At 69.6% G+C, this 16,723-nt stretch carries 27 protein-coding genes; all 27 read left to right on the top strand.

The features are described 5' to 3' along the window. Positions 1-10: 10 nt before the first annotated feature. The 27 genes from ACNYS0_RS21045 (at position 11) to ACNYS0_RS20915 (ending at position 16,691) form a co-directional block, all read left to right on the top strand. On the top strand, positions 11-748 hold the full coding sequence (locus ACNYS0_RS21045) for a hypothetical protein (RefSeq protein ID WP_422475773.1): 738 nt from the start codon (positions 11-13) through the stop codon (positions 746-748). Positions 749-758: 10 nt separating this feature from the next. Further along, positions 759-1,154 (top strand): hypothetical protein, encoded by a 396-nt coding sequence (locus tag ACNYS0_RS21040; RefSeq protein WP_422475771.1) that lies wholly within the window; start codon positions 759-761, stop codon positions 1,152-1,154. Beyond that, positions 1,154-1,822, top strand: coding sequence for a hypothetical protein (locus tag ACNYS0_RS21035; RefSeq protein WP_422475769.1), 669 nt, complete (start codon positions 1,154-1,156; stop codon positions 1,820-1,822). Before ACNYS0_RS21040 ends, ACNYS0_RS21035 begins: the two co-directional genes overlap by 1 nt. A gap of 89 nt (positions 1,823-1,911) precedes the next feature. Next, the gene (locus ACNYS0_RS21030; protein ID WP_422475767.1) at positions 1,912-2,160 is read left to right on the top strand and encodes a hypothetical protein; all 249 of its coding nucleotides are present in this window, start codon (positions 1,912-1,914) and stop codon (positions 2,158-2,160) included. Further along, positions 2,157-2,390: a hypothetical protein gene (locus tag ACNYS0_RS21025; RefSeq protein ID WP_422475765.1), complete on the top strand. Its 234-nt coding sequence runs from the start codon at positions 2,157-2,159 to the stop codon at positions 2,388-2,390. Before ACNYS0_RS21030 ends, ACNYS0_RS21025 begins: the two co-directional genes overlap by 4 nt. A gap of 89 nt (positions 2,391-2,479) precedes the next feature. Continuing rightward, complete coding sequence (locus ACNYS0_RS21020; protein ID WP_422475763.1) at positions 2,480-2,650, top strand: hypothetical protein; 171 nt, start codon at positions 2,480-2,482, stop codon at positions 2,648-2,650. Between the two features lie 13 nt (positions 2,651-2,663). Beyond that, a complete protein-coding gene (locus tag ACNYS0_RS21015) occupies positions 2,664-2,879 on the top strand; it encodes a hypothetical protein (RefSeq protein WP_422475761.1) in 216 nt (71 codons plus the stop codon). A gap of 150 nt (positions 2,880-3,029) precedes the next feature. Further along, positions 3,030-3,398, top strand: a complete 369-nt coding sequence (locus tag ACNYS0_RS21010; protein ID WP_422475759.1) for a hypothetical protein — start codon at positions 3,030-3,032, stop codon at positions 3,396-3,398. A 150-nt stretch (positions 3,399-3,548) separates the two neighbouring features. After that, positions 3,549-3,950: a helix-turn-helix transcriptional regulator gene (locus ACNYS0_RS21005; RefSeq protein ID WP_422475757.1), complete on the top strand. Its 402-nt coding sequence runs from the start codon at positions 3,549-3,551 to the stop codon at positions 3,948-3,950. A gap of 108 nt (positions 3,951-4,058) precedes the next feature. Next, complete coding sequence (locus ACNYS0_RS21000) at positions 4,059-4,313, top strand: hypothetical protein (protein ID WP_422475755.1); 255 nt, start codon at positions 4,059-4,061, stop codon at positions 4,311-4,313. A gap of 547 nt (positions 4,314-4,860) precedes the next feature. Then, complete coding sequence (locus ACNYS0_RS20995) at positions 4,861-5,196, top strand: HNH endonuclease (RefSeq protein ID WP_422475753.1); 336 nt, start codon at positions 4,861-4,863, stop codon at positions 5,194-5,196. Between the two features lie 183 nt (positions 5,197-5,379). Then, entirely contained in the window at positions 5,380-5,556 is a 177-nt protein-coding gene (locus ACNYS0_RS20990; protein WP_422475751.1) for a hypothetical protein, read from the top strand. A 195-nt stretch (positions 5,557-5,751) separates the two neighbouring features. After that, positions 5,752-6,189 (top strand): hypothetical protein, encoded by a 438-nt coding sequence (locus ACNYS0_RS20985; protein ID WP_422475749.1) that lies wholly within the window; start codon positions 5,752-5,754, stop codon positions 6,187-6,189. Between the two features lie 209 nt (positions 6,190-6,398). Next, the gene (locus ACNYS0_RS20980; protein WP_422475747.1) at positions 6,399-6,650 is read left to right on the top strand and encodes a hypothetical protein; all 252 of its coding nucleotides are present in this window, start codon (positions 6,399-6,401) and stop codon (positions 6,648-6,650) included. After that, positions 6,643-8,205 (top strand): terminase, encoded by a 1,563-nt coding sequence (locus ACNYS0_RS20975; RefSeq protein WP_422475745.1) that lies wholly within the window; start codon positions 6,643-6,645, stop codon positions 8,203-8,205. Before ACNYS0_RS20980 ends, ACNYS0_RS20975 begins: the two co-directional genes overlap by 8 nt. Next, a complete protein-coding gene (locus tag ACNYS0_RS20970; RefSeq protein WP_422475743.1) occupies positions 8,187-8,378 on the top strand; it encodes a hypothetical protein in 192 nt (63 codons plus the stop codon). The genes ACNYS0_RS20975 and ACNYS0_RS20970 overlap by 19 nt, the downstream gene beginning before the upstream one ends. After that, positions 8,375-9,724, top strand: coding sequence for a phage portal protein (locus ACNYS0_RS20965; RefSeq protein WP_422475742.1), 1,350 nt, complete (start codon positions 8,375-8,377; stop codon positions 9,722-9,724). The genes ACNYS0_RS20970 and ACNYS0_RS20965 overlap by 4 nt, the downstream gene beginning before the upstream one ends. After that, positions 9,724-10,776, top strand: coding sequence for an HK97 family phage prohead protease (locus tag ACNYS0_RS20960; RefSeq protein WP_422475740.1), 1,053 nt, complete (start codon positions 9,724-9,726; stop codon positions 10,774-10,776). The genes ACNYS0_RS20965 and ACNYS0_RS20960 overlap by 1 nt, the downstream gene beginning before the upstream one ends. Continuing rightward, entirely contained in the window at positions 10,776-12,251 is a 1,476-nt protein-coding gene (locus ACNYS0_RS20955; RefSeq protein ID WP_422475738.1) for a phage major capsid protein, read from the top strand. The genes ACNYS0_RS20960 and ACNYS0_RS20955 overlap by 1 nt, the downstream gene beginning before the upstream one ends. A gap of 69 nt (positions 12,252-12,320) precedes the next feature. Then, entirely contained in the window at positions 12,321-12,731 is a 411-nt protein-coding gene (locus ACNYS0_RS20950) for a hypothetical protein (RefSeq protein ID WP_422475736.1), read from the top strand. 9 nt (positions 12,732-12,740) lie between these two features. Beyond that, positions 12,741-13,151 (top strand): hypothetical protein, encoded by a 411-nt coding sequence (locus tag ACNYS0_RS20945; RefSeq protein WP_422475734.1) that lies wholly within the window; start codon positions 12,741-12,743, stop codon positions 13,149-13,151. A 10-nt stretch (positions 13,152-13,161) separates the two neighbouring features. After that, positions 13,162-13,977, top strand: a complete 816-nt coding sequence (locus ACNYS0_RS20940) for a head-tail connector protein (RefSeq protein ID WP_422475732.1) — start codon at positions 13,162-13,164, stop codon at positions 13,975-13,977. Next, entirely contained in the window at positions 13,977-14,444 is a 468-nt protein-coding gene (locus tag ACNYS0_RS20935; protein ID WP_422475731.1) for a hypothetical protein, read from the top strand. The genes ACNYS0_RS20940 and ACNYS0_RS20935 overlap by 1 nt, the downstream gene beginning before the upstream one ends. 25 nt (positions 14,445-14,469) lie before the next feature. Continuing rightward, positions 14,470-14,685 carry a hypothetical protein gene (locus tag ACNYS0_RS20930; RefSeq protein ID WP_422475729.1) on the top strand — a complete coding sequence of 72 codons (216 nt, stop codon included), beginning with the start codon at positions 14,470-14,472 and terminating at the stop codon, positions 14,683-14,685. Position 14,686: 1 nt separating this feature from the next. Next, on the top strand, positions 14,687-15,673 hold the full coding sequence (locus ACNYS0_RS20925; RefSeq protein WP_422475727.1) for a phage tail tube protein: 987 nt from the start codon (positions 14,687-14,689) through the stop codon (positions 15,671-15,673). Between the two features lie 7 nt (positions 15,674-15,680). Further along, the gene (locus ACNYS0_RS20920; protein WP_422475725.1) at positions 15,681-16,217 is read left to right on the top strand and encodes a hypothetical protein; all 537 of its coding nucleotides are present in this window, start codon (positions 15,681-15,683) and stop codon (positions 16,215-16,217) included. Positions 16,218-16,229: 12 nt separating this feature from the next. Continuing rightward, complete coding sequence (locus ACNYS0_RS20915; RefSeq protein ID WP_422475724.1) at positions 16,230-16,691, top strand: hypothetical protein; 462 nt, start codon at positions 16,230-16,232, stop codon at positions 16,689-16,691. Positions 16,692-16,723: the final 32 nt, after the last annotated feature.

Here is a 16,723-nt window from a genome sequence, read left to right as displayed (position 1 = left end):
TGGGGAACCCATGACCGACACCCGCCCCGGCCCCGACGAAGCCGAGCTGTCCATCGCCGACACGCTCCGCAAGATGGGCGTAGGCCCTGACGCCGAAACACCACCGCTCCCGGCCGCTCCCGCGCACCTGCCCGACGGGTTCGAGCCCGCGGCCCCGGCCGACTGGTTCACCGAGCTGTACGGCCCGGACGGAGCATCGCCGATCGAAGCCCCGGCAACCCCTGCGCCGGTCGCGCAGCCGGAGCCCACGCCCGCCCCCGCCCCCGAGCCGGAACCTGAGGCGGAGCCGGAGCCGGAGCCCGAGCCCGAGCCCGAGGACCTCGACCAGGTCGAGGAGCAGCGTGCCCCACGGAAGCGGCTACGTCTCCGCGCGGACAAGGAGCGCGAGGCCAAGTACGCCCATAAGAAGGCCGAGGCCGGGGCGCACCCGGCGGTCGCCGATCCACGCAAGTCTTTGATCGAGGCCATCGACGGCGTGCCACCGCGTATCCGACGCCTCGCCTCCAACGTCGCGGCAGCCAGCCTCGGTTGGTCACTGGGCTGGGTCGACTTCACGGAGGAAGTCGTCGTGTGGATCCACGCGCACGGCCCCACCGACTGGCAGTCGATCTTCTGGTTCTTCGTCGGGTTCGTCTGCCTGAACCTCTACCGGATGTCGCGCAGCTTCCTGTGGCCGCTCTCGTGGTTCGCAACCGTCCCCGCCGCGTCCGCCCTCGCTGGCGTGCTCCTGTACGCCCCTACCGCTTAAGGATCATCGCGTGTTCGGAGACCTTGGCCCCGTCGGCATCGCGCTCGTGCTGACCGCGCTGCTCATCTTCGGCATCCCCGGCGGCGGCAAGCTCAACCCGCTCGGCTGGTGGACGACGCTGCTCGTCGCGATGCTCGCGGCCAGCGCCTACAAGGCGGCGGGCAGCATCTTCACCATCGTTCCGGACGCTGCCGGGACCGTCATCGACTTCCTGCGAAGCCTGATCAAGGGCGCGACCATGCCCGCGCTCACGCTCACCGTGGCGATCTTCATCCTCTACAAGAAGCTGTCCACGAAGCAGCTCGGCATCGTCGCGCTGATCTTCTTCTACCTCGCGCAGGGCGCAGGCGGGAACTGGACCTACCTCGCCGACGCGATCGAGAACGCGCGGATCGGACTTCAGTGATGCACATCAGCCTGCGGAAGAAGCCCGCCCCCGAGCCCGAGGCGGAGCCCGTCGAGGAGACCGAGCCGGACGACGTCGAGGAGCCGGAGCCCGTGGACGACGGCGCGGCCCTCTCCCTGCGGGCCGCCCTGGTAGTCGCCGTGAAGGCATGGTTCGCCTGGTCGAAGAACAAGCTCGGCGCCACCGCCACGTACTGGGGCCACGCGCTCGCCGTGTGGGCCTGCGCCTACTACCGCGGGTGGATCCTCCTCACCGTGCCGGCCGTCTTCCTCCTCGCCGTCGGCCTGTTCATCCCCCGCCCCGCCATCGACCGGTTCACGGCACGCGTCGAGGCCCTCCACACCAACCGCCGGACAGCCGAGCCGGACCCTACCGAGGAGGCGCCGACGGACCCGCTCGTCGCCCTGCTGTGGCACCACATCGGGGACGCCCCCGGGGTGCACCTCAAGACCCTCGTCGAGCGGCTCGCGAAGGGGGCTGCGGAGGCGGGGCAGGAGCCCCCGACCCGGGCCGAAGTTGAGGCCAAACTCGCGGCCCTCCGCATCCCCCTGCGGGCCTCTGTACGGAACACCGCGGAGCGTGTGAATCGGGGAGTGCACCGGGACGACCTCACGGCCGCGCTCGCCGCTTCCCCCGAGCCGACCGGCAGTACCGCCCCCGATGTGTAGCTACCGCCGTAGCTACACCCCTGACCAGCCCTGTAGCAACCCCCGCTACGCCTGTAGCGGCCCGTAGTAGCAGCCCACTTGGAGCCTCCGTGCCGTACCTGTACCGCTGCGCCCAGTGCCGCACCGAGGCGCCCACAAGGCGCGACAACAAGGCGGAAGCGGAAGGCGACCAACAGGCCCACCGCGACGCCGCGCACGGCGGGCACCGGCCCGTCGACGGCGACGGCATCGACCACGTCCACGCAGCCGGCCGCGGCGACGGCTGGCTCCCGAACGGGAGCTGCTTCGCGGTACTCGTGCTGCTCGCCCTGCTCCTCGCGAACTGCTGGGGCCGATGACGAACCACACCAGGGAGATCCACATGAAGACCGTCGGCACCGAGCCGCGTCGCGACAGCCGGACGTGCGGCTACCAGCTGTCCACGAACGGGTGGGACAGCCGTGCCTCGTTCTGCGCCGAGCCGAAAGCGCGCGGCCTCTACTACTGCCAGGTGCACCACGAATGGGTGGCCGCCGACACCGAGGACGGGGTCATCCGCATGGCTCCCGGCAACGTCAAGGGCCGTTGAGCCCAACCCATAAGCCCCGGGGCGGCCGACTGCTGCCAGGCGCCCGACCGCCCCGGTTCCCATCCCGAACACGAGACAGGAGCCCCATCGTGGCATTCCTCCGCCGGTCCGAACCCACAGCGACCGAGACTCTCCGCGCCACCGTCGCCGAGCTGCCGTCCGACCCGCGCGACTGGTCCGACGAGCAGCGGTCCACCCATCACGAGCAGTCCAACCAGGCCATGCGCGAGCAGGCCGCCCAGTCGAGCAACCAGAGCTGAGAGGATCCACCCCATGAGCGAGCGCGTGAACGTGAAGGTGCTGCTGGTCGTCGGCGACCAGGCCGAGATCGTGGCCGACGTCCCGGCCGAGGAGCGAACGGAGCCGGTCCGGTACGCGGCGGCGGAGATCGCGGAGGCGGTCGGCCTGACGGTGCAGGACCTGCCCGGCCTGCGCCTGACGGCCGACGTGTGCGACGATGATCGTCTGAGCGGCTGGCACCTGGCCTGACGCCTGGTCATAGCCCTGATCCCGTCGTGTGATTGGGGCTATTTCCTTCCCCAGAAGTGTTGCCTTTGGATGCACCAGTGGGGCATAATAGAGACCAAGAGGGAAGGGGCCGCGAACCCCGACCCACCACCCACAAGAAGGGAAGCCGAAATGGCCGACTCCAAGGACCTCAACACCGAGGACCTCGCCAAGAAGCTCAGCCTGACCTACCAGGCGCTCGCTCTCTGCTGCGAGCAGCTCCCGCTGCCGATCGCGCTCCCCCGTCGGGGCGCGACCAACGTGGAGGCCGAGCCCGCCGTCCGCCGGGTCGTCGAGCTCGCCGCTGACCAGCCGATGCCCGAGGAGCAGCAGGCGCACCTCTTCACCGCCGCGATCTTCTGGCTCACCGGCCTGGACGTCTTCCGCGTCCTGGTCATGGACGGCTGGAACGAGGTCCGTGCACTCCAGCTGCTCAGCATCCTGACCATGACCCAGGACGCGATCCAGGACCTCGTCGACTGGATCATCGAGCAGATCTAACCCACCCGTCGCCCCCGGCAGCCAGCCGGGGGCGACCCCATTACAAGATCAGAAATAGAACGACCGGCGGCCCCAGGCCGAAGCCCAGACACCCCGAAGGGCGCTCGCGAAAGACCGCCGGTCCCACCCAGCCGAAAGGGCCGGACCACCATGGTAGAGCCGACCGCCGAGGGCGAGACCCTCGCCCAGATCGCCGACCGGTACGGCCGCGCGTACAACACCATCCGCAACAAGTGGGCCCGTCACGACGCGTGGCCCGCCCCGATCGACAAGCGCGGTCGCCACAACGTCTACGACCCCGCCGCCGTCGACCAGGCCGTCCGCAAGCACTTCATCCGGCCCGCCGCCGAGCTACAGCCACGCCGCCTCTACACCGCCCGCGAGATCGAAGAGACGACCGGCGTCACCGCCGCCACGATCCGCGCCGACGTTTCCAAGGGCCGTTGGCCGGCACCTGACGACACCTCGGGGCGCGCGCACCGCTGGTACGGGCAGACCGTCATGACGGCCGTCAACGCCCGTCGGGGCTACCGGCGAAGCACAGAGGCATGAGCGAGGAGCAGCACGCCCCAACCGACGCCATCACTTCTCGAGTTCGCCGCACGCCGCCCTGCCGGTAACCGTAGGCTCCCGCATCCGCCTGACCCAAGGAGCCGTGCAATGGAGTCGATCCGCAACTACCAGGGCGAGGTGCGCCTCTGCGCCTCGTGTGGGCAGCCCTGCTACCTCGGGCCCACCGCCGAGTTCGGCGAGCTGTGGCAGCACTTCCGTGAGCAGTGGGACGGCATCCACTGCGACCGATTCCCGCTCCCGCCGGAAACGATCGAGATCGCCTGGAGCCCGATGTCGTTGCAGGACCTGAAACGCACCTACCCGGACGCCCACCGGAAGGGGCAGCCGGTGGCATCCGCCTGACCTCAGATCAGCTCGCCGGGCAGTCACAGCACACCGGCACGGCCGCATACCCGCCCGATAAACGGGCACCCGGCTCATAGAGCCCCGTCGTGCATTCCCCCGTCGCGACGGGGCTTCGGCATGCCCTGACGATCTCTTTCGGGTGGATCTTCCCGCCCGTTCAGTGTCCCGGAATCCCGGACACTGACGTGACGTAAGTGTCCCGGAAAACCGGACACTGACGCCCTCTCAGTGTCCCGGAAAACCGAACCCTAGACCTTGGTTGAGGGTCCCGAAATCCGGGACACTGAACCCCCTTCAGTGTCCCGGAAAACCGGACACTGAACCCGCCCCAGTGTCCCGAAAACCGGGACACTGAACACCACCCCCACCACACAAACCCGCAGCTCAGCGCACATCAACCGTTCAGTGTCCCGGAATCCGGGACACTGAAAACGCGTGTATGTATGTAGTTAGAAGCTCTTCAAGAACACACACACCGCGCGCAACACGACGTCATTGATCCACTGCGCCCCGCGAACCTGCTACCTTCTGTGCCAAGTCCGGCGTGCCCGGACATAGAAGCCCCGCCACCGCGCGGGGCTCACGCATTTACACGGGAGGTGAGCCCGTGGCCGGTATCCGCAACGGACGCCGCTACCGCCGCCTCTGCGCCACAGTCCGCGCCCAAGGCGACCCCTGCTGGATCTGCGGCCACAACATCGACCTCACCCTCGACCCACGCGACCGCTGGTCCTGGACCCTCGACCACGAGACCCCACTCAGCCGCGGCGGAAGCCTCCTCGACCCCGCCAACGCCCGCTCAGCACACCGGAAGTGCAACAGCGCGCGCGGCAACCGAATGCCCGGCACACAGCCACTCAGAGCCTCGCGAAGATGGTGATGCTGGAATGAGTGAGCCCACCGAGGTAAGGGTGTGCTGTCGCTGGCCTCTGGCTTGCGACGCACCCGGACCGTGCCCCGGATGCCACTGGGCGGGAACAGACCCCGGATGCCGTACCTGCCAAGCACGAGCACGAGCACGAGCGCGAGAACGAGAGAGCCACGACCACCGGAAGCGGTGACCATGCGTTACCACTACCGAACCGAATGCCGCACCGCCGCCGAGTACTGGCTGCGCTTCGCCCTCGCCGAACCCCACGAGTTCGCCTACGTCGTACCCCGCCGCATCGCCTGCCGCCTCCTCGGCCGCCACAACCCCACCTGCGCCGGACGACCAGCACCCCACCCACGGAGGTGGTGACCATGAGGCCAGAGCCGACTGCCACCCTCGCGCAGTGCCCCGACTGCCACGAACCCCTGATCATCCCCGTGCGATACCGGCACGCATCCCGAACCGTCGTAGCGGTTCACCTCGACCTGGCCCAGGCCCGCCAGCACCTGGCCACCCACTCGGCCACGTTCACCACGGACCTACCTCCCACCGTGAGATGACCCCGTGCTCTACGTCGTGACAGGCCCACCCGCCGCAGGCAAGAGCTCATGGATCACAGCACGAGCCAGACCGACGGACATCGTCATCGACCTCGACCGCATCGCCCTCGCCCTCACCGGCCCCGACGCCCCCAGCTGGACCCACACCGACACCCTGCTCCGGGTGGCACACCGTGCACGGTTCGCCGCCATCGACGAAGCGATCAAGCACCGAGACACAGTCGATGTCTACCTGATCCACACCATGCCAAGCACCAAAGCGATCAAGCGCTATCAACGACTCGGGGGGACCATCATCACCGTCGACCCCGGCCGCGAGATCGTCCTCCAACGCATCCGCGACATGCGATCACCCGGACTCCTCGCCACGGCAACCACCTGGTACCGGCGGCGCAGTCGACTGCCCCAGGCCACCGGTCGGCAGTCCTCCCGCGACTGGTGATCACGACGGGGAGGGGGGCCCGAACCCATCGTGAAATTCGGCCGGCGGGCGACCCAAACGCCCTTGGCGCCCTGTTTTGCGCGTGATCATGGTGAAAGATCATTTGGATCTTGGTCTGCTAATTCGGCGAAGCGAACGCTAGCGATTTAGCGAACCCCCACCCCTGTCACACTGCGTCACATGACGCTCCGTCACATCCGGGGGTGATCATGAACGAGCCGAAGACACTCGCGGAGATCGAAGAGCTCGGCGTCGCTCAGCTCGCCCCGGGACTCTCCGAGATCGCCCTGTCGCTCGCCCGGCAGCTCGACGAGTGCGAGGCTCCGACCTCGGCGGCCGTCGTCGCCCGCGAGCTCCGCGCAACCATGCTGGAGCTACGGAAGATCGCCCCGGCGAAGGCCGCGGCCGCCGACCCGGTCGACGAGCTGATGAAGCAGCGGAAGAAGCGCCGCGGTGCCTGAGCGTGACGGGCGCTGGTACGGCGATCAGCGGCCGCGGATCGAGACGGTCCCACCGTTCGTCTCCAGCTCGGGGCAGGAAGCGGTCGAACTCGCGGCCTCCGCCGGCCTGGTCCTCGACCCGTGGCAGCAGCACGTCTTGAACGTCGCCCTCGGTGAGAAGCCCGACGGCGGCTGGTCCGCCTTCGAGGTCGCGGTCAACGTGGCCAGGCAGAACGGCAAGGGCGCGCTCATCGAAGCGAGGGAGCTCGCCGGGCTGTTCCTGCTCGACGAGGCCCTGATCATCCACTCGGCGCACGAGTTCAAGACCGCCATTGAGGCTTTCCGCCGGATCGAGTCGCTGATCGTGAACAGCGACCACCTGCGGAAACGCGTCGCACGCGTGCGGCGCACGACGGGCGAGGAAGCGATCGAGCTGCTGGGTGGGCAGCGGCTCCGCTTCCTCGCCCGCTCCGGTGGCTCTGGCCGCGGGTTCACCGGGAAGACGCTCATCTTCGACGAGGACATGATCCTCGGCGCCGATGCCATGGGCGCCATGCTGCCGACGCTGGCGGCCGTGAAGGATCCCCAGGTCTACTACTTCGGCAGCGCCGGTATCGGGCCGCAGAGCGCCCAGCTGGCGCGGTTGCGGCGGCGCGCCTTGGCGGCGGTCGAGTCGGGCGTACCGGACCCGTCGCTGGCCTATCTGGAGTGGTCCATCAGCCCGCACGTGCGCGAGTGCGCGGCCGGGTGCACCGATCACGACGATCCTGCCGCGCCGGAGTCTGTGGCGCGCGCGAACCCGGCGCTCGGCTACCGGCTGAGTCTGGAGCACACGGAGCGGGAGCGGGCCACGATGAGCGCGGAGATCTATGCCCGTGAGCGGCTCGGTGTGGGCGATTACCCGTCCGAGGAGGGCGAGGCGTGGGCGGTCATCGGGCGGGATGCCTGGGACGCCCTGGAGGACGGCGACAGCAGCCCGCAGGACCCGGTCGCGTTCGCCATCGACGTCACCCCGGAGCGCAGTCACACGAGCATCTGCGTGGCGGGCCCGGCGCAGGGCGGCGGCGTCCACCTGGAGGTCGTCGACAACCGCCCTGGCACTGCGTGGGTAGAGGCGCGGATCGAGGCGCTGACGCGGAAGTGGGGGCCCCGGTGCTGGGTCCTCGACGAGGCATCGCCCGCCGGGTCCCTGCTGCCGGCCATCAAGCGGGCGCTGCGCCGTGCCCTGCTCGAAGAGGGCGCGGAGCTGGACCAGGACGAGGACCTGGAGCAGGACGAGGAGCCGAAGCTGGCCGCGCCGATCGTGGCGCTGAAGGCGCGTCAGTACGCGCAGGCCTGCGGCCAGTTCTACGACGCGGTCGCGGCCGGGCAGGTCGTGCACCTGGGGCAGGCCCCGCTCGCTACGGCGCTAGCGGGCGCCCGTAAGCGCGATCTCGGGGATGCGTGGGCGTGGGCCCGCCGGAGCGTCGGTGTGGACATCACGCCGCTGGTGGGCGTGACGAACGCGAAGTGGGGCCTGGAGGCCGAGATCGAGGAACCGGAAGAGGAGGTTGAGCCGTGGGTCGACTTCGACTGACCCGTGCCGCGCGGGCTCGCGCGGGCGTCATGACGGGCGGCGCGATGGCGGCCGCGGGCGCCGGCCTCGGGCTCGGCCTGGCCGTCGGCTTGGTGGTCGGCGGCGTGTTGCTCGTGGCGTACTGCCTGCTGCTGACGGACGTCGACGGGCGTCATGACGGGGGTGGCCCGTGACGAGCCTGTGGAGGGCCTCCCGCGGCCACACCGAGCAGCGGGACATCAGCAGCATCGACGACTACGCGCTCGCGCTACAGCAGTCCCTCGGCTACAGCGGATGGTCGGCGCTGGGCATCACGCAGACGCAGCCGGGCCAGGCCGCGGAGAAGGCACCCGGGGACCTTCCCGGGTACGCCAAGCTGTTCGCGACGAACCCGATCATCTGGTCGTGCATGACGGCCCGCCAGTTCGTGTTCAGTGCGCCACGGTTCACGTGGCAGCGCCTCAACCAGGGCTCGCCGTCTCAGATGTTCGGGACGACGGAACTGCATCTGCTGGAGAAGCCCTGGCCGGGCGGAACGACGCAGGACCTGCTCTCGCGGGTGATCCAGGACGCCGACCTGTCGGGGAACTCGTACTGGACGCGGGACGGCGACGAGCTCGTGCGGCTGCGCCCGGACTGGACTTTCATCGTCCTGGAGCGCCGCCAGTTCCGAGGCGGGCACCTGGGCTGGCGCAAGCTCGGGTTCGTCTACCAGGAGCCCGGCGAGGAGCCGGTGCCGCTGCTCGCCGACGAGGTCGCGCACTTCGCCCCGGTGCCTGATCCGCTCGCGACGTACCGCGGTATGTCGTGGCTGACCCCGGTGATCCGGGAGACGCAGACCGACGGGCTGATGGCCCGGCATAAGGCCAAGTTCTTGGAGAACGCGGCCACCCCGAACATGGTCGTCCGGCTGGCACGCGAAGTCTCACCCGAGGCGTTCGCGAAGTTCAAGGCCAAGATGGAGACCAACCACCGCGGCGTAGAGAACGCGTACAAGACGCTGTACCTGGGCGGCGGCGCCGACGTGACGGTGGTCGGCTCGGACTTCAAACAGCTCGACTTCGCGACGGTCCAGGGCGCCGGAGAGACCCGGATCGCCGCGGCCGCCGGGGTCCCGCCGATCATCGTCGGCCTGTCCGAGGGCCTGAAGGCCGCGACCTACTCGAACTATGGGCAGGCCCGCCGGCGGTTCGCCGACGGCACGATCCATCCGCTGTGGCAGAACGCGGCCGGCTCGTTCGGCCCGCTCGTGACTCCGCCAGGCGGCGGGAGCTCCGGCGCCGTGCGGCTCTGGTACGACGCCCGCAACGTGCCGTTCCTGCGCGAGGACGCCCGGGACGCGGCCGAGATCCAGGGCGTCGAGTCCCGGACGATCCGGACCTTGGTCGACGCCGGGTACACCCCGGAGTCCGTCATGGCCGCTGTGACCGCCTCGGACTGGTCCCTGCTGGTCCACACCGGAATGTTCTCCGTTCAGCTGCAAAGGCCCGGCGAGACCGGGCGGCCTGCGCTTCCTGCTCCGACCGAAGGGGGCTCCTGATGCCTGCCCTGTCCACCGTGGCGCGAGACCTGGAGAGGTCGGCGCCGTTCCAGCTGGTCCGCGCCGACGGCGAGGAGGAGGGCGACGGACGGACTCTGTCCGGCTACGCGGCTCTCTTCGGCCATTCGACCGAGATCGACTCATGGGAGGGGGCGTTCACGGAGAAGATCCGCAAGGGCGCCTTCAAGAAGACGATCCGCGAGCAGACCCCGGTCATGCAGTTCGACCACGGCCGGCACCCGCTCATCGGCTCCATTCCGATCGGCACCATCGCCGACCTGCGCGAGGACGAGCAGGGCCTGTACGTCGAGGGCCGCCTCACCGACAACTGGCTGATGCAGCCCGTACGGGACGCCATCGCCGAGCAGACCGTGAACGGGATGTCCTTCCGGTTCGAGGTCGTGCGCGAGGAGTGGCGCGACGTCAACGGCAAGCTGGTCAAGCCCGAGGAGGTCTACGACCTGCTCTGGATGCCGGGCGATCGTGGGCCGTTGCAGCGCGAGCTCATCGAGCTGAAGTGCCGTGAGCTCGGCCCGGTCGTCTTCCCGGCCTACGCCGGTACCAGCGTGTCCGTACGGGCCCGGGACGTCGCCGACGGCCTGGCCCTCGACGACGAGATGACGCGCCGGATCCGGCACTCGCTCGCGCGGGACGCCGCCGCACCGTCCGTGCCCGAGGATCCCGAGCTGCGCCGCGAGGTCGCTACCGCGCTGCTCTACCAGCGTTCGGGCGACCCGCTCGGAGGCCGGCAGATCGTTCTCGACCTCGGCGACACCACAGACCCGGAGGGCGTTGCACGCATCGTGCAGCAGGCCATCCGCAGCACCACCAAGGCCGCGCCGCTCCTCGAGGAGCACCCGGCCGACGAACGCACCGAAGGCGCGCCGCTCGATGAGCACCCGCCCACCCCCAGCACTACCGACGCGCCGCCCGCCGCAGGGCACCCGTCGCCGCCCTCTGGCCAGGTCGCCCTCCGCGAGCAGATCCGTGAGATCACCGCGCTGATGGACGAGCGCCTGGCGCACATCGACGACGCAAAGGAGCAGAGCTGATGGAGCTCTCGCACCCGCAGGCGGTGATCCGCCTTCAGGACATCAAGGCCGAGCTGGAGAGGCTCGGCGAGAAGACCGACCTCACGGTCGACGACGAGAAGCAGTTCGACGAGCTGACCCGCGAGTTCGCCGAGGTCGACGCTCACCGCCGGCAGCTGGAGCGCAAGGCCGCGCTGGAGCGCGTCCGCTCCGCGTCGACCGTCACCGAGCGCCGCGCGCCCGCGGCGACCGCGATCCAGGGCGGCACGTCCTACGGCAGCTCGGGCACGTACGACGCTGACCCGATCCTCAACCCCGACTCCGTCGAGGACCGCCGGTTCCGCAACCCGTGGGACCTCGGCGAGATGCGCACCTTCGACCGCTCCCCGGAGCAGGTCGGCCAGGAGCTCCGCGCCCGCGCTCTGTGCGCCGTCGACAAGATGGCCGGAGCCAACGACCGCATCCGGTCCGCGGCCACGGACATCATCGAGGCGTGGGACGACAAGCGCGGCACCATCGCCCGCATGTGCCTGGCGACGTCGTCGCCGGAGTACATGCGCGCCTGGTCCAAGCTCGCGGCCGGCAAGGGACACATGGTGTCCCCCGAGGAGCAGCGCGCCCTTGAGCGCGCGATGTCGCTGACCGACTCGGCGGGCGGCTACCTCGTCCCGTTCCAGCTCGACCCGACCGTCATCATCACGGCGAACGGATCGATCAACCAGATCCGCCAGGTGGCCCGCCAGGTCGTCGCCACGGGCGACGTGTGGAACGGCGTCTCCGCTGGTGCGGTGTCGTGGCGGTGGGCTGCTGAAGGGTCCGAGGCGGGCGACAACGCGCCGACCTTCGTCCAGCCGACGGTCCCCGTCTACAAGGCAGACGGTTTCGTGCCGATCTCCATCGAGGCGATGGACGACGAGGCGAACGCGACCATGGAGGTCGGCCGCCTGCTGGCTTTCGGTAAGGACACGCTGGAGGCCGCGGCGTTCGTCAGCGGCAGCGGAGTGGGGCAGCCGACCGGCATCGTCACCGCGCTGACGGGTACGAGCTCGATCGTGACCAGCACGACCACCGACACGTTCGCGTCCGGTGACGTCTACAAGACCGACACGGCGCTGCCCGGCCGGTACCGGCCGAACGCGTCCTGGCTGGCCAACCGCGGCATCTACAACGCAATCAGGCAGTTCGACTCGTCGGGCGGAACGAACCTGTGGGAGCGCATCGGCGCCGACGTTCCTCCGCAGCTCCTGGGCCGCAGCGCCCTGGAGGCCGAGGACATGGACGGCACGGTCAACGCCACGCAGGAGAACTACGTGACGGTGTACGGCGACTTCAACAACTATGTGATCGCCGACCGCATCGGCATGAGCATCGAGTTCCTGCCGCACCTGGTGGGCGCCAACCGCCGGCCGACCGGTCAGCGCGGCTGGTACGCCTGGTACCGGGTCGGCGCCGACTCGGTCAACGACGGCGCGTTCCGGATGCTCAACGTCACCTGATCCGCCCGCATTTCGGCCGGAGCCTCACACGGGGCTCCGGCCGTTCGCATCCCCCAAGGGAGTCACACCATGAGGCAGAGCCTCTACAACGTGGCGCGGGCCAAGGCGACGCTGGCCATCGCGCTCCGCACCAACGGCACCGTCAACGGCACGGCCGTCGACCTGCACGAGAACAAGGACGCCAGCCGGTCGGCGATGCTCATCGTCCACACCGGCACCATCACGGACGGCACGCACGCCGTGATCCTTCAGGAGTCCGACGACAACTCGGCGTGGGGCACGGTCGCCGCAGCCGACCTCCAGGGGTCGGCGCCGTCGGTCACGTCCACCGACGACGACGCCCTGTTCGAGCTCGGATACAAGGGCTCGAAGCGCTACCTGCGCGCGTCCGTCACCACGTCCGGCGCGACCACGGGCGGCACCCTCGGCGCGACGATCGTCCGCGCCTTCCCCCGCCGCACCCCCATCGCGCACAGCTGAGGAGCCACTGTGAAGCGCTGCACCGAGTCCTTCAGCATCTGGCAGGACGGCGCCCCCGTCGCCTTCACCGCCGGGCAGCTGGTCGACGACAAGCACCCCATCCTCAAGACGCACGGGCACCTCTTCGCCGAGCCTGTGACGTCGCCGCCGGCTGCCCGGCCGCTTCGGGCCACCGAGCAGGCGACCGCCGACCCGGGCGAAGCACGCACCCTGGCCCCGCCCGCTCCTGCGACGACGGGGCCGACGGACGCAGAGCCCGAGGACCAGGGCGACGAGCCGTACGACCCGAGCGCCCACACCGGTCCCGAGGTCATCGAGTATCTGAAGACCGCCGACGCCGACGAGCGCGCCCGCGTCCTGGAGGCCGAGGCCGCCGACCAGAAGCGCAAGGGCGTCATGGCCGCCGCCAAGGCCGAGTAAGGAGGCGTCGGTGCCGTACGACCTCGGCGCGACCGTGCGCCTGATCGCGGAGTGCCGGGACCCCGGCGGCATCCTCGCCACCGCGGCCACCTCCGCCGTCACGGTGACGCTGCCGGACGGGACGACCGCAACGCCGGTCACCACGGAGGTGTCGCCGCTCGGCACCTACCAGGCCGACCTCGTCACCACGGTCGCCGGTCGGCACACGGTGCGCTGGGTGTTCACCGGCCCGGCGCACGCGTACACCGACAGCTTCGACGTACGCGAAGCTGCCCCGCCGGGGCTGCTATCCCTTGAGGACGGCAAGGAGCACCTGAACATCAAGTCGTCGCGGCACGACGCCGAGGTCCGCGAGTGGATCGAGGCGACGACGCGGGCGGTCGAGGTGTTCACGGGCCCGGTCGTCGTCCGCCAGGTCGTCGAGGACCACCGGGTCGGGGCGGCCGCCGAGCTCGCGCTGTGGCAGACGCCGGTCGTCGCGTTGACGGCCGTCGACTCGCTCGCCACGGGCGGCACGGCGTACGCGGTCGAGGACCTCACCTTGGACGCGATGACGGGCGTCATCGCCCGTCACGACCGGGGCCCGCTGTACGGGCCGCTGCGGGTGACGTACGAGGCGGGGCGGAACATCGTCCCGGCGAACATCACCGCCGCAGCGAAGATCATTCTTCAGCATCTGTGGCGCACCCAGCAGGGCCCCGGCCGACCCCAGGTCGGTACGGGCGACTTCGACGTCAGCGAGCCCATCCCCGGGCTGGGCTACGCCATCCCGAACAGGGCCGTGCAGCTGCTGGAGCCGGACCGTCTACCGCCGGGGGTGGGGTGATGACGACCTCTGCTGTTCCCGGCGCCATCACGGCGCTGCTGGAGATCCTGCGGGCCGCGCCCGGCATGACGGGCGTGGACGTCGTCGACGGGCCGCCGCTCGGCGACCAGGCCGACCAGGACCTCGTCGCGGTCGGCTGGTCTCCCAACGGCGACCAGGCCGTCGAGATCGCGCAGAACTTCAACGCGGCCGGCGCCCGCAGCCGGGATGAGGACTTCAGCATCACGGGCTGGATCGACTCGTGGGCCGGCGACCTTGAGGTCGCGGTAGTTCGGGCCCGCGTCTTCGAGCTGCTCGGCGTGATCGAGCAGGCCGTCCGTGCTTCGGGGACGAACCCGACCGCCCCGACCTTGAACGGCGCCGTGCTGTGGGCGCACCTCACGCGCGGGCTGCTGCGGCAGGCGCTGACCGAGCAAGGCGTCAAGGCCAGCTTGGAGTTCACGGTGTCCTGCCGTGCCCGTATCTGATCCACCACCACCCGAGGAGTACCCCATGGCGCGTGTGCGTCTGATCGGGCCCGAGGCCGTTGTCGTCCCTGAGCTGGGCGGCCGGACGGTTGAGCCCGACGAGATCGTTGAAGTTCCCGACGAGCGGTTCGAGGCGTACGTCTGCCAGACGGCGACGTGGGAGCCGGTCGAGGAGCCGAAGCCTGTGGCTGTCACGACCACGGCGAAGAAGGCGGCCAAGCCGCAGAAGGACGAGGTCTGACATGGCGATCGGGTCCGGGCTCGGCGCCCAGCTCAGCATCGGTGCGGAGACGACGTACGGCACGTACGTGGCGCCGTCGAAGCACATCGAGTTCACGAAGGAATCGCTGGTCCTGAAGAAGACCACCGCGCAATCCGCGGGCATCGCGGCCGGGCGCCTGGTGCCGCTGTCGTCGCGGCGCGTGGTCACCCAGCGCGAAGCCAACGGGTCGGTCGACCTCGAGGTCACCAACAAGGGGATGGGCGTCTTGCTCCAGGCACTGATGGGCACGACGGTCACGCCAGTCCAGCAGGGCGCCGGACCGGCGTACCTCCAGACGCACACCCTGGCGGACACCGCGGGCAAGAGCCTCGTGATCCAGAAGGGCGTGCCGCTCACCACAGGATCGGTGACCGACAAGACGTTCGTCGGCTGCAAGGTCACGTCGGCGGAGTTCTCGTGCGAGGTCGGCGGGATGCTCACCGCCAGCTTCGAGTTCGACTGCAAGGACTGCGACGAGACGCAGACGCTGGTCGTCGCGTCGTACGCGTCGATGACCCCGTTCCACTTCGGGCAGATGGCGCTCAAGGCCGGATCGTTCGGCGCAGAGACGGCGCTCGACGGTATCCGCAAGGTGTCCGTGAAGTTCGAGCGCCCGCAGGCGGTGGACAGGTTCTACGCGGGGCAGGCCGGGCTCAAGAAGGAACCCATCTCCAACGACCAAGTGAAGATCACCGGGTCGATCGAGATGGACTACGTCGCGACGACGCTCGACGACCTGCACACGAGCGACGCCGCGACCAGTCTCGTGTGGGAGTTCATCGGCCCCAACATCGCGTCGACCTATTTCGAGACGTTCCGGATCAAGGTCCCGGCGATCCGGGTCGACGAGGCGCCGCCGTCCATCGAAGGCTTCGAGGTCGTCAAGCCCACGATCAGCTTCACGGGCCTGTACGACGGGACGAACCAGACCGCCATCGAATACATCAGCACCGACAGCACCCTGTAGGTGCACGGTGCGCGAGGTACGCATCCTCAACACCGGCAGCCTGCTGGAGCTCCAGAGGCGTCTGCGGGCTGCCGGTAACGAGAACATCCGCTCGTCCATGCAGCGCCGCGTACGCCGCGCCGCCGAGCCGCTGCGCGACGACCTCCAGTCGACGATCCGCAACCTCGACATCCGGTCGGACGGCCGCAAGCCCAACCGCCGCGGCGTCGTACCGCACGGCGGCCCGTCGCCGACCACACGGCCGCTGCGCGCCACCATCGCCGAGGCCATCCGCATCAGCGTGCGCACCACCTCGGGCGGCGCGGGCGCGAAGGTGTGGGTCGACCGGGCGCGGCTGCCCGCCGACCTGAAGAACATGCCGAAGGTCCTCAACGAGGGCCCGCCGCCTGGGCGCATCCGTCACCCGGTCTTCGGCAACCGCAGCCGCTGGGCGAGCCAGTACGTGCAGCCCTATTGGTGGGACAACACGGTGCGGTCCCACACCCCACGTATGGAGCGGGAAGTGCAACGCGTCCTGGACGACGTGCGCCGCCGCCTGACCTGAACTGGAACCCACATGATCATCGAGTTCACGCCCCAGGGCGGCCAGACAGAGATTCTCGACGCGGGCCGTATGCGCGCGTCCGAGGTGCAGATCATCGAGCGCACCGCCGACATGAAGTGGGGCGACGTGCTCAGCGGCATGGAGGACGGCGACATCACGCCCATCCGCGTCGTGGGCTGGGTGCTCAAGAAGCGCAACAACCCGTCGCTGCGGCTGGTGGAGTTCGACCCCTTCGATGACGAGGTGCGCGTGCGCCTGGACGCGAAGGAAGTCCCCCGGTACGCGGCCCTGCTGGTGGCCCGCCTCGGCGATCAGCCTGACGAGCTGGCGGACGCGTTCGACGAGCTGCGTGACGCGGCGTTCGACCGTGAGGCGTGCGAGCTGGCCATCAAGGACGCGACGGCCCCAAAAGTCCCGGCCCCCAGCCCGGAGCCGGAGCCGACGACGGCGGATGGTTCACCGACCGACGGCTGACCTACCTGCCGCTGTTCGGCCTGTACCTGCAC

It is taken from the genome of Streptomyces anthophorae (assembly GCF_049310305.1).
GTDB lineage: Bacteria > Actinomycetota > Actinomycetes > Streptomycetales > Streptomycetaceae > Streptomyces.
Note: the sequence above shows the minus strand (reverse complement) of the source record. Positions and strands in the feature narration are given on the sequence as shown.

Excerpts from the sequence above, each read along its gene's own strand:
- ACNYS0_RS21045 (WP_422475773.1), top strand. The coding sequence starts at position 11 with ATGACCGACACCCGCCCCGGCCCCGACGAAGCCGAGCTGTCCATCGCC.
- ACNYS0_RS21035 (WP_422475769.1), top strand. The coding sequence starts at position 1,154 with ATGCACATCAGCCTGCGGAAGAAGCCCGCCCCCGAGCCCGAGGCGGAG.
- ACNYS0_RS21025 (WP_422475765.1), top strand. The coding sequence starts at position 2,157 with ATGACGAACCACACCAGGGAGATCCACATGAAGACCGTCGGCACCGAG.
- ACNYS0_RS21015 (WP_422475761.1), top strand. The coding sequence starts at position 2,664 with ATGAGCGAGCGCGTGAACGTGAAGGTGCTGCTGGTCGTCGGCGACCAG.
- ACNYS0_RS21010 (WP_422475759.1), top strand. The coding sequence starts at position 3,030 with ATGGCCGACTCCAAGGACCTCAACACCGAGGACCTCGCCAAGAAGCTC.
- ACNYS0_RS21005 (WP_422475757.1), top strand. The coding sequence starts at position 3,549 with ATGGTAGAGCCGACCGCCGAGGGCGAGACCCTCGCCCAGATCGCCGAC.
- ACNYS0_RS21000 (WP_422475755.1), top strand. The coding sequence starts at position 4,059 with ATGGAGTCGATCCGCAACTACCAGGGCGAGGTGCGCCTCTGCGCCTCG.
- ACNYS0_RS20990 (WP_422475751.1), top strand. The coding sequence starts at position 5,380 with ATGCGTTACCACTACCGAACCGAATGCCGCACCGCCGCCGAGTACTGG.
- ACNYS0_RS20980 (WP_422475747.1), top strand. The coding sequence starts at position 6,399 with ATGAACGAGCCGAAGACACTCGCGGAGATCGAAGAGCTCGGCGTCGCT.
- ACNYS0_RS20960 (WP_422475740.1), top strand. The coding sequence starts at position 9,724 with ATGCCTGCCCTGTCCACCGTGGCGCGAGACCTGGAGAGGTCGGCGCCG.
- ACNYS0_RS20955 (WP_422475738.1), top strand. The coding sequence starts at position 10,776 with ATGGAGCTCTCGCACCCGCAGGCGGTGATCCGCCTTCAGGACATCAAG.
- ACNYS0_RS20950 (WP_422475736.1), top strand. The coding sequence starts at position 12,321 with ATGAGGCAGAGCCTCTACAACGTGGCGCGGGCCAAGGCGACGCTGGCC.
- ACNYS0_RS20935 (WP_422475731.1), top strand. The coding sequence starts at position 13,977 with ATGACGACCTCTGCTGTTCCCGGCGCCATCACGGCGCTGCTGGAGATC.
- ACNYS0_RS20930 (WP_422475729.1), top strand. The coding sequence starts at position 14,470 with ATGGCGCGTGTGCGTCTGATCGGGCCCGAGGCCGTTGTCGTCCCTGAG.
- ACNYS0_RS20925 (WP_422475727.1), top strand. The coding sequence starts at position 14,687 with ATGGCGATCGGGTCCGGGCTCGGCGCCCAGCTCAGCATCGGTGCGGAG.
- ACNYS0_RS20915 (WP_422475724.1), top strand. The coding sequence starts at position 16,230 with ATGATCATCGAGTTCACGCCCCAGGGCGGCCAGACAGAGATTCTCGAC.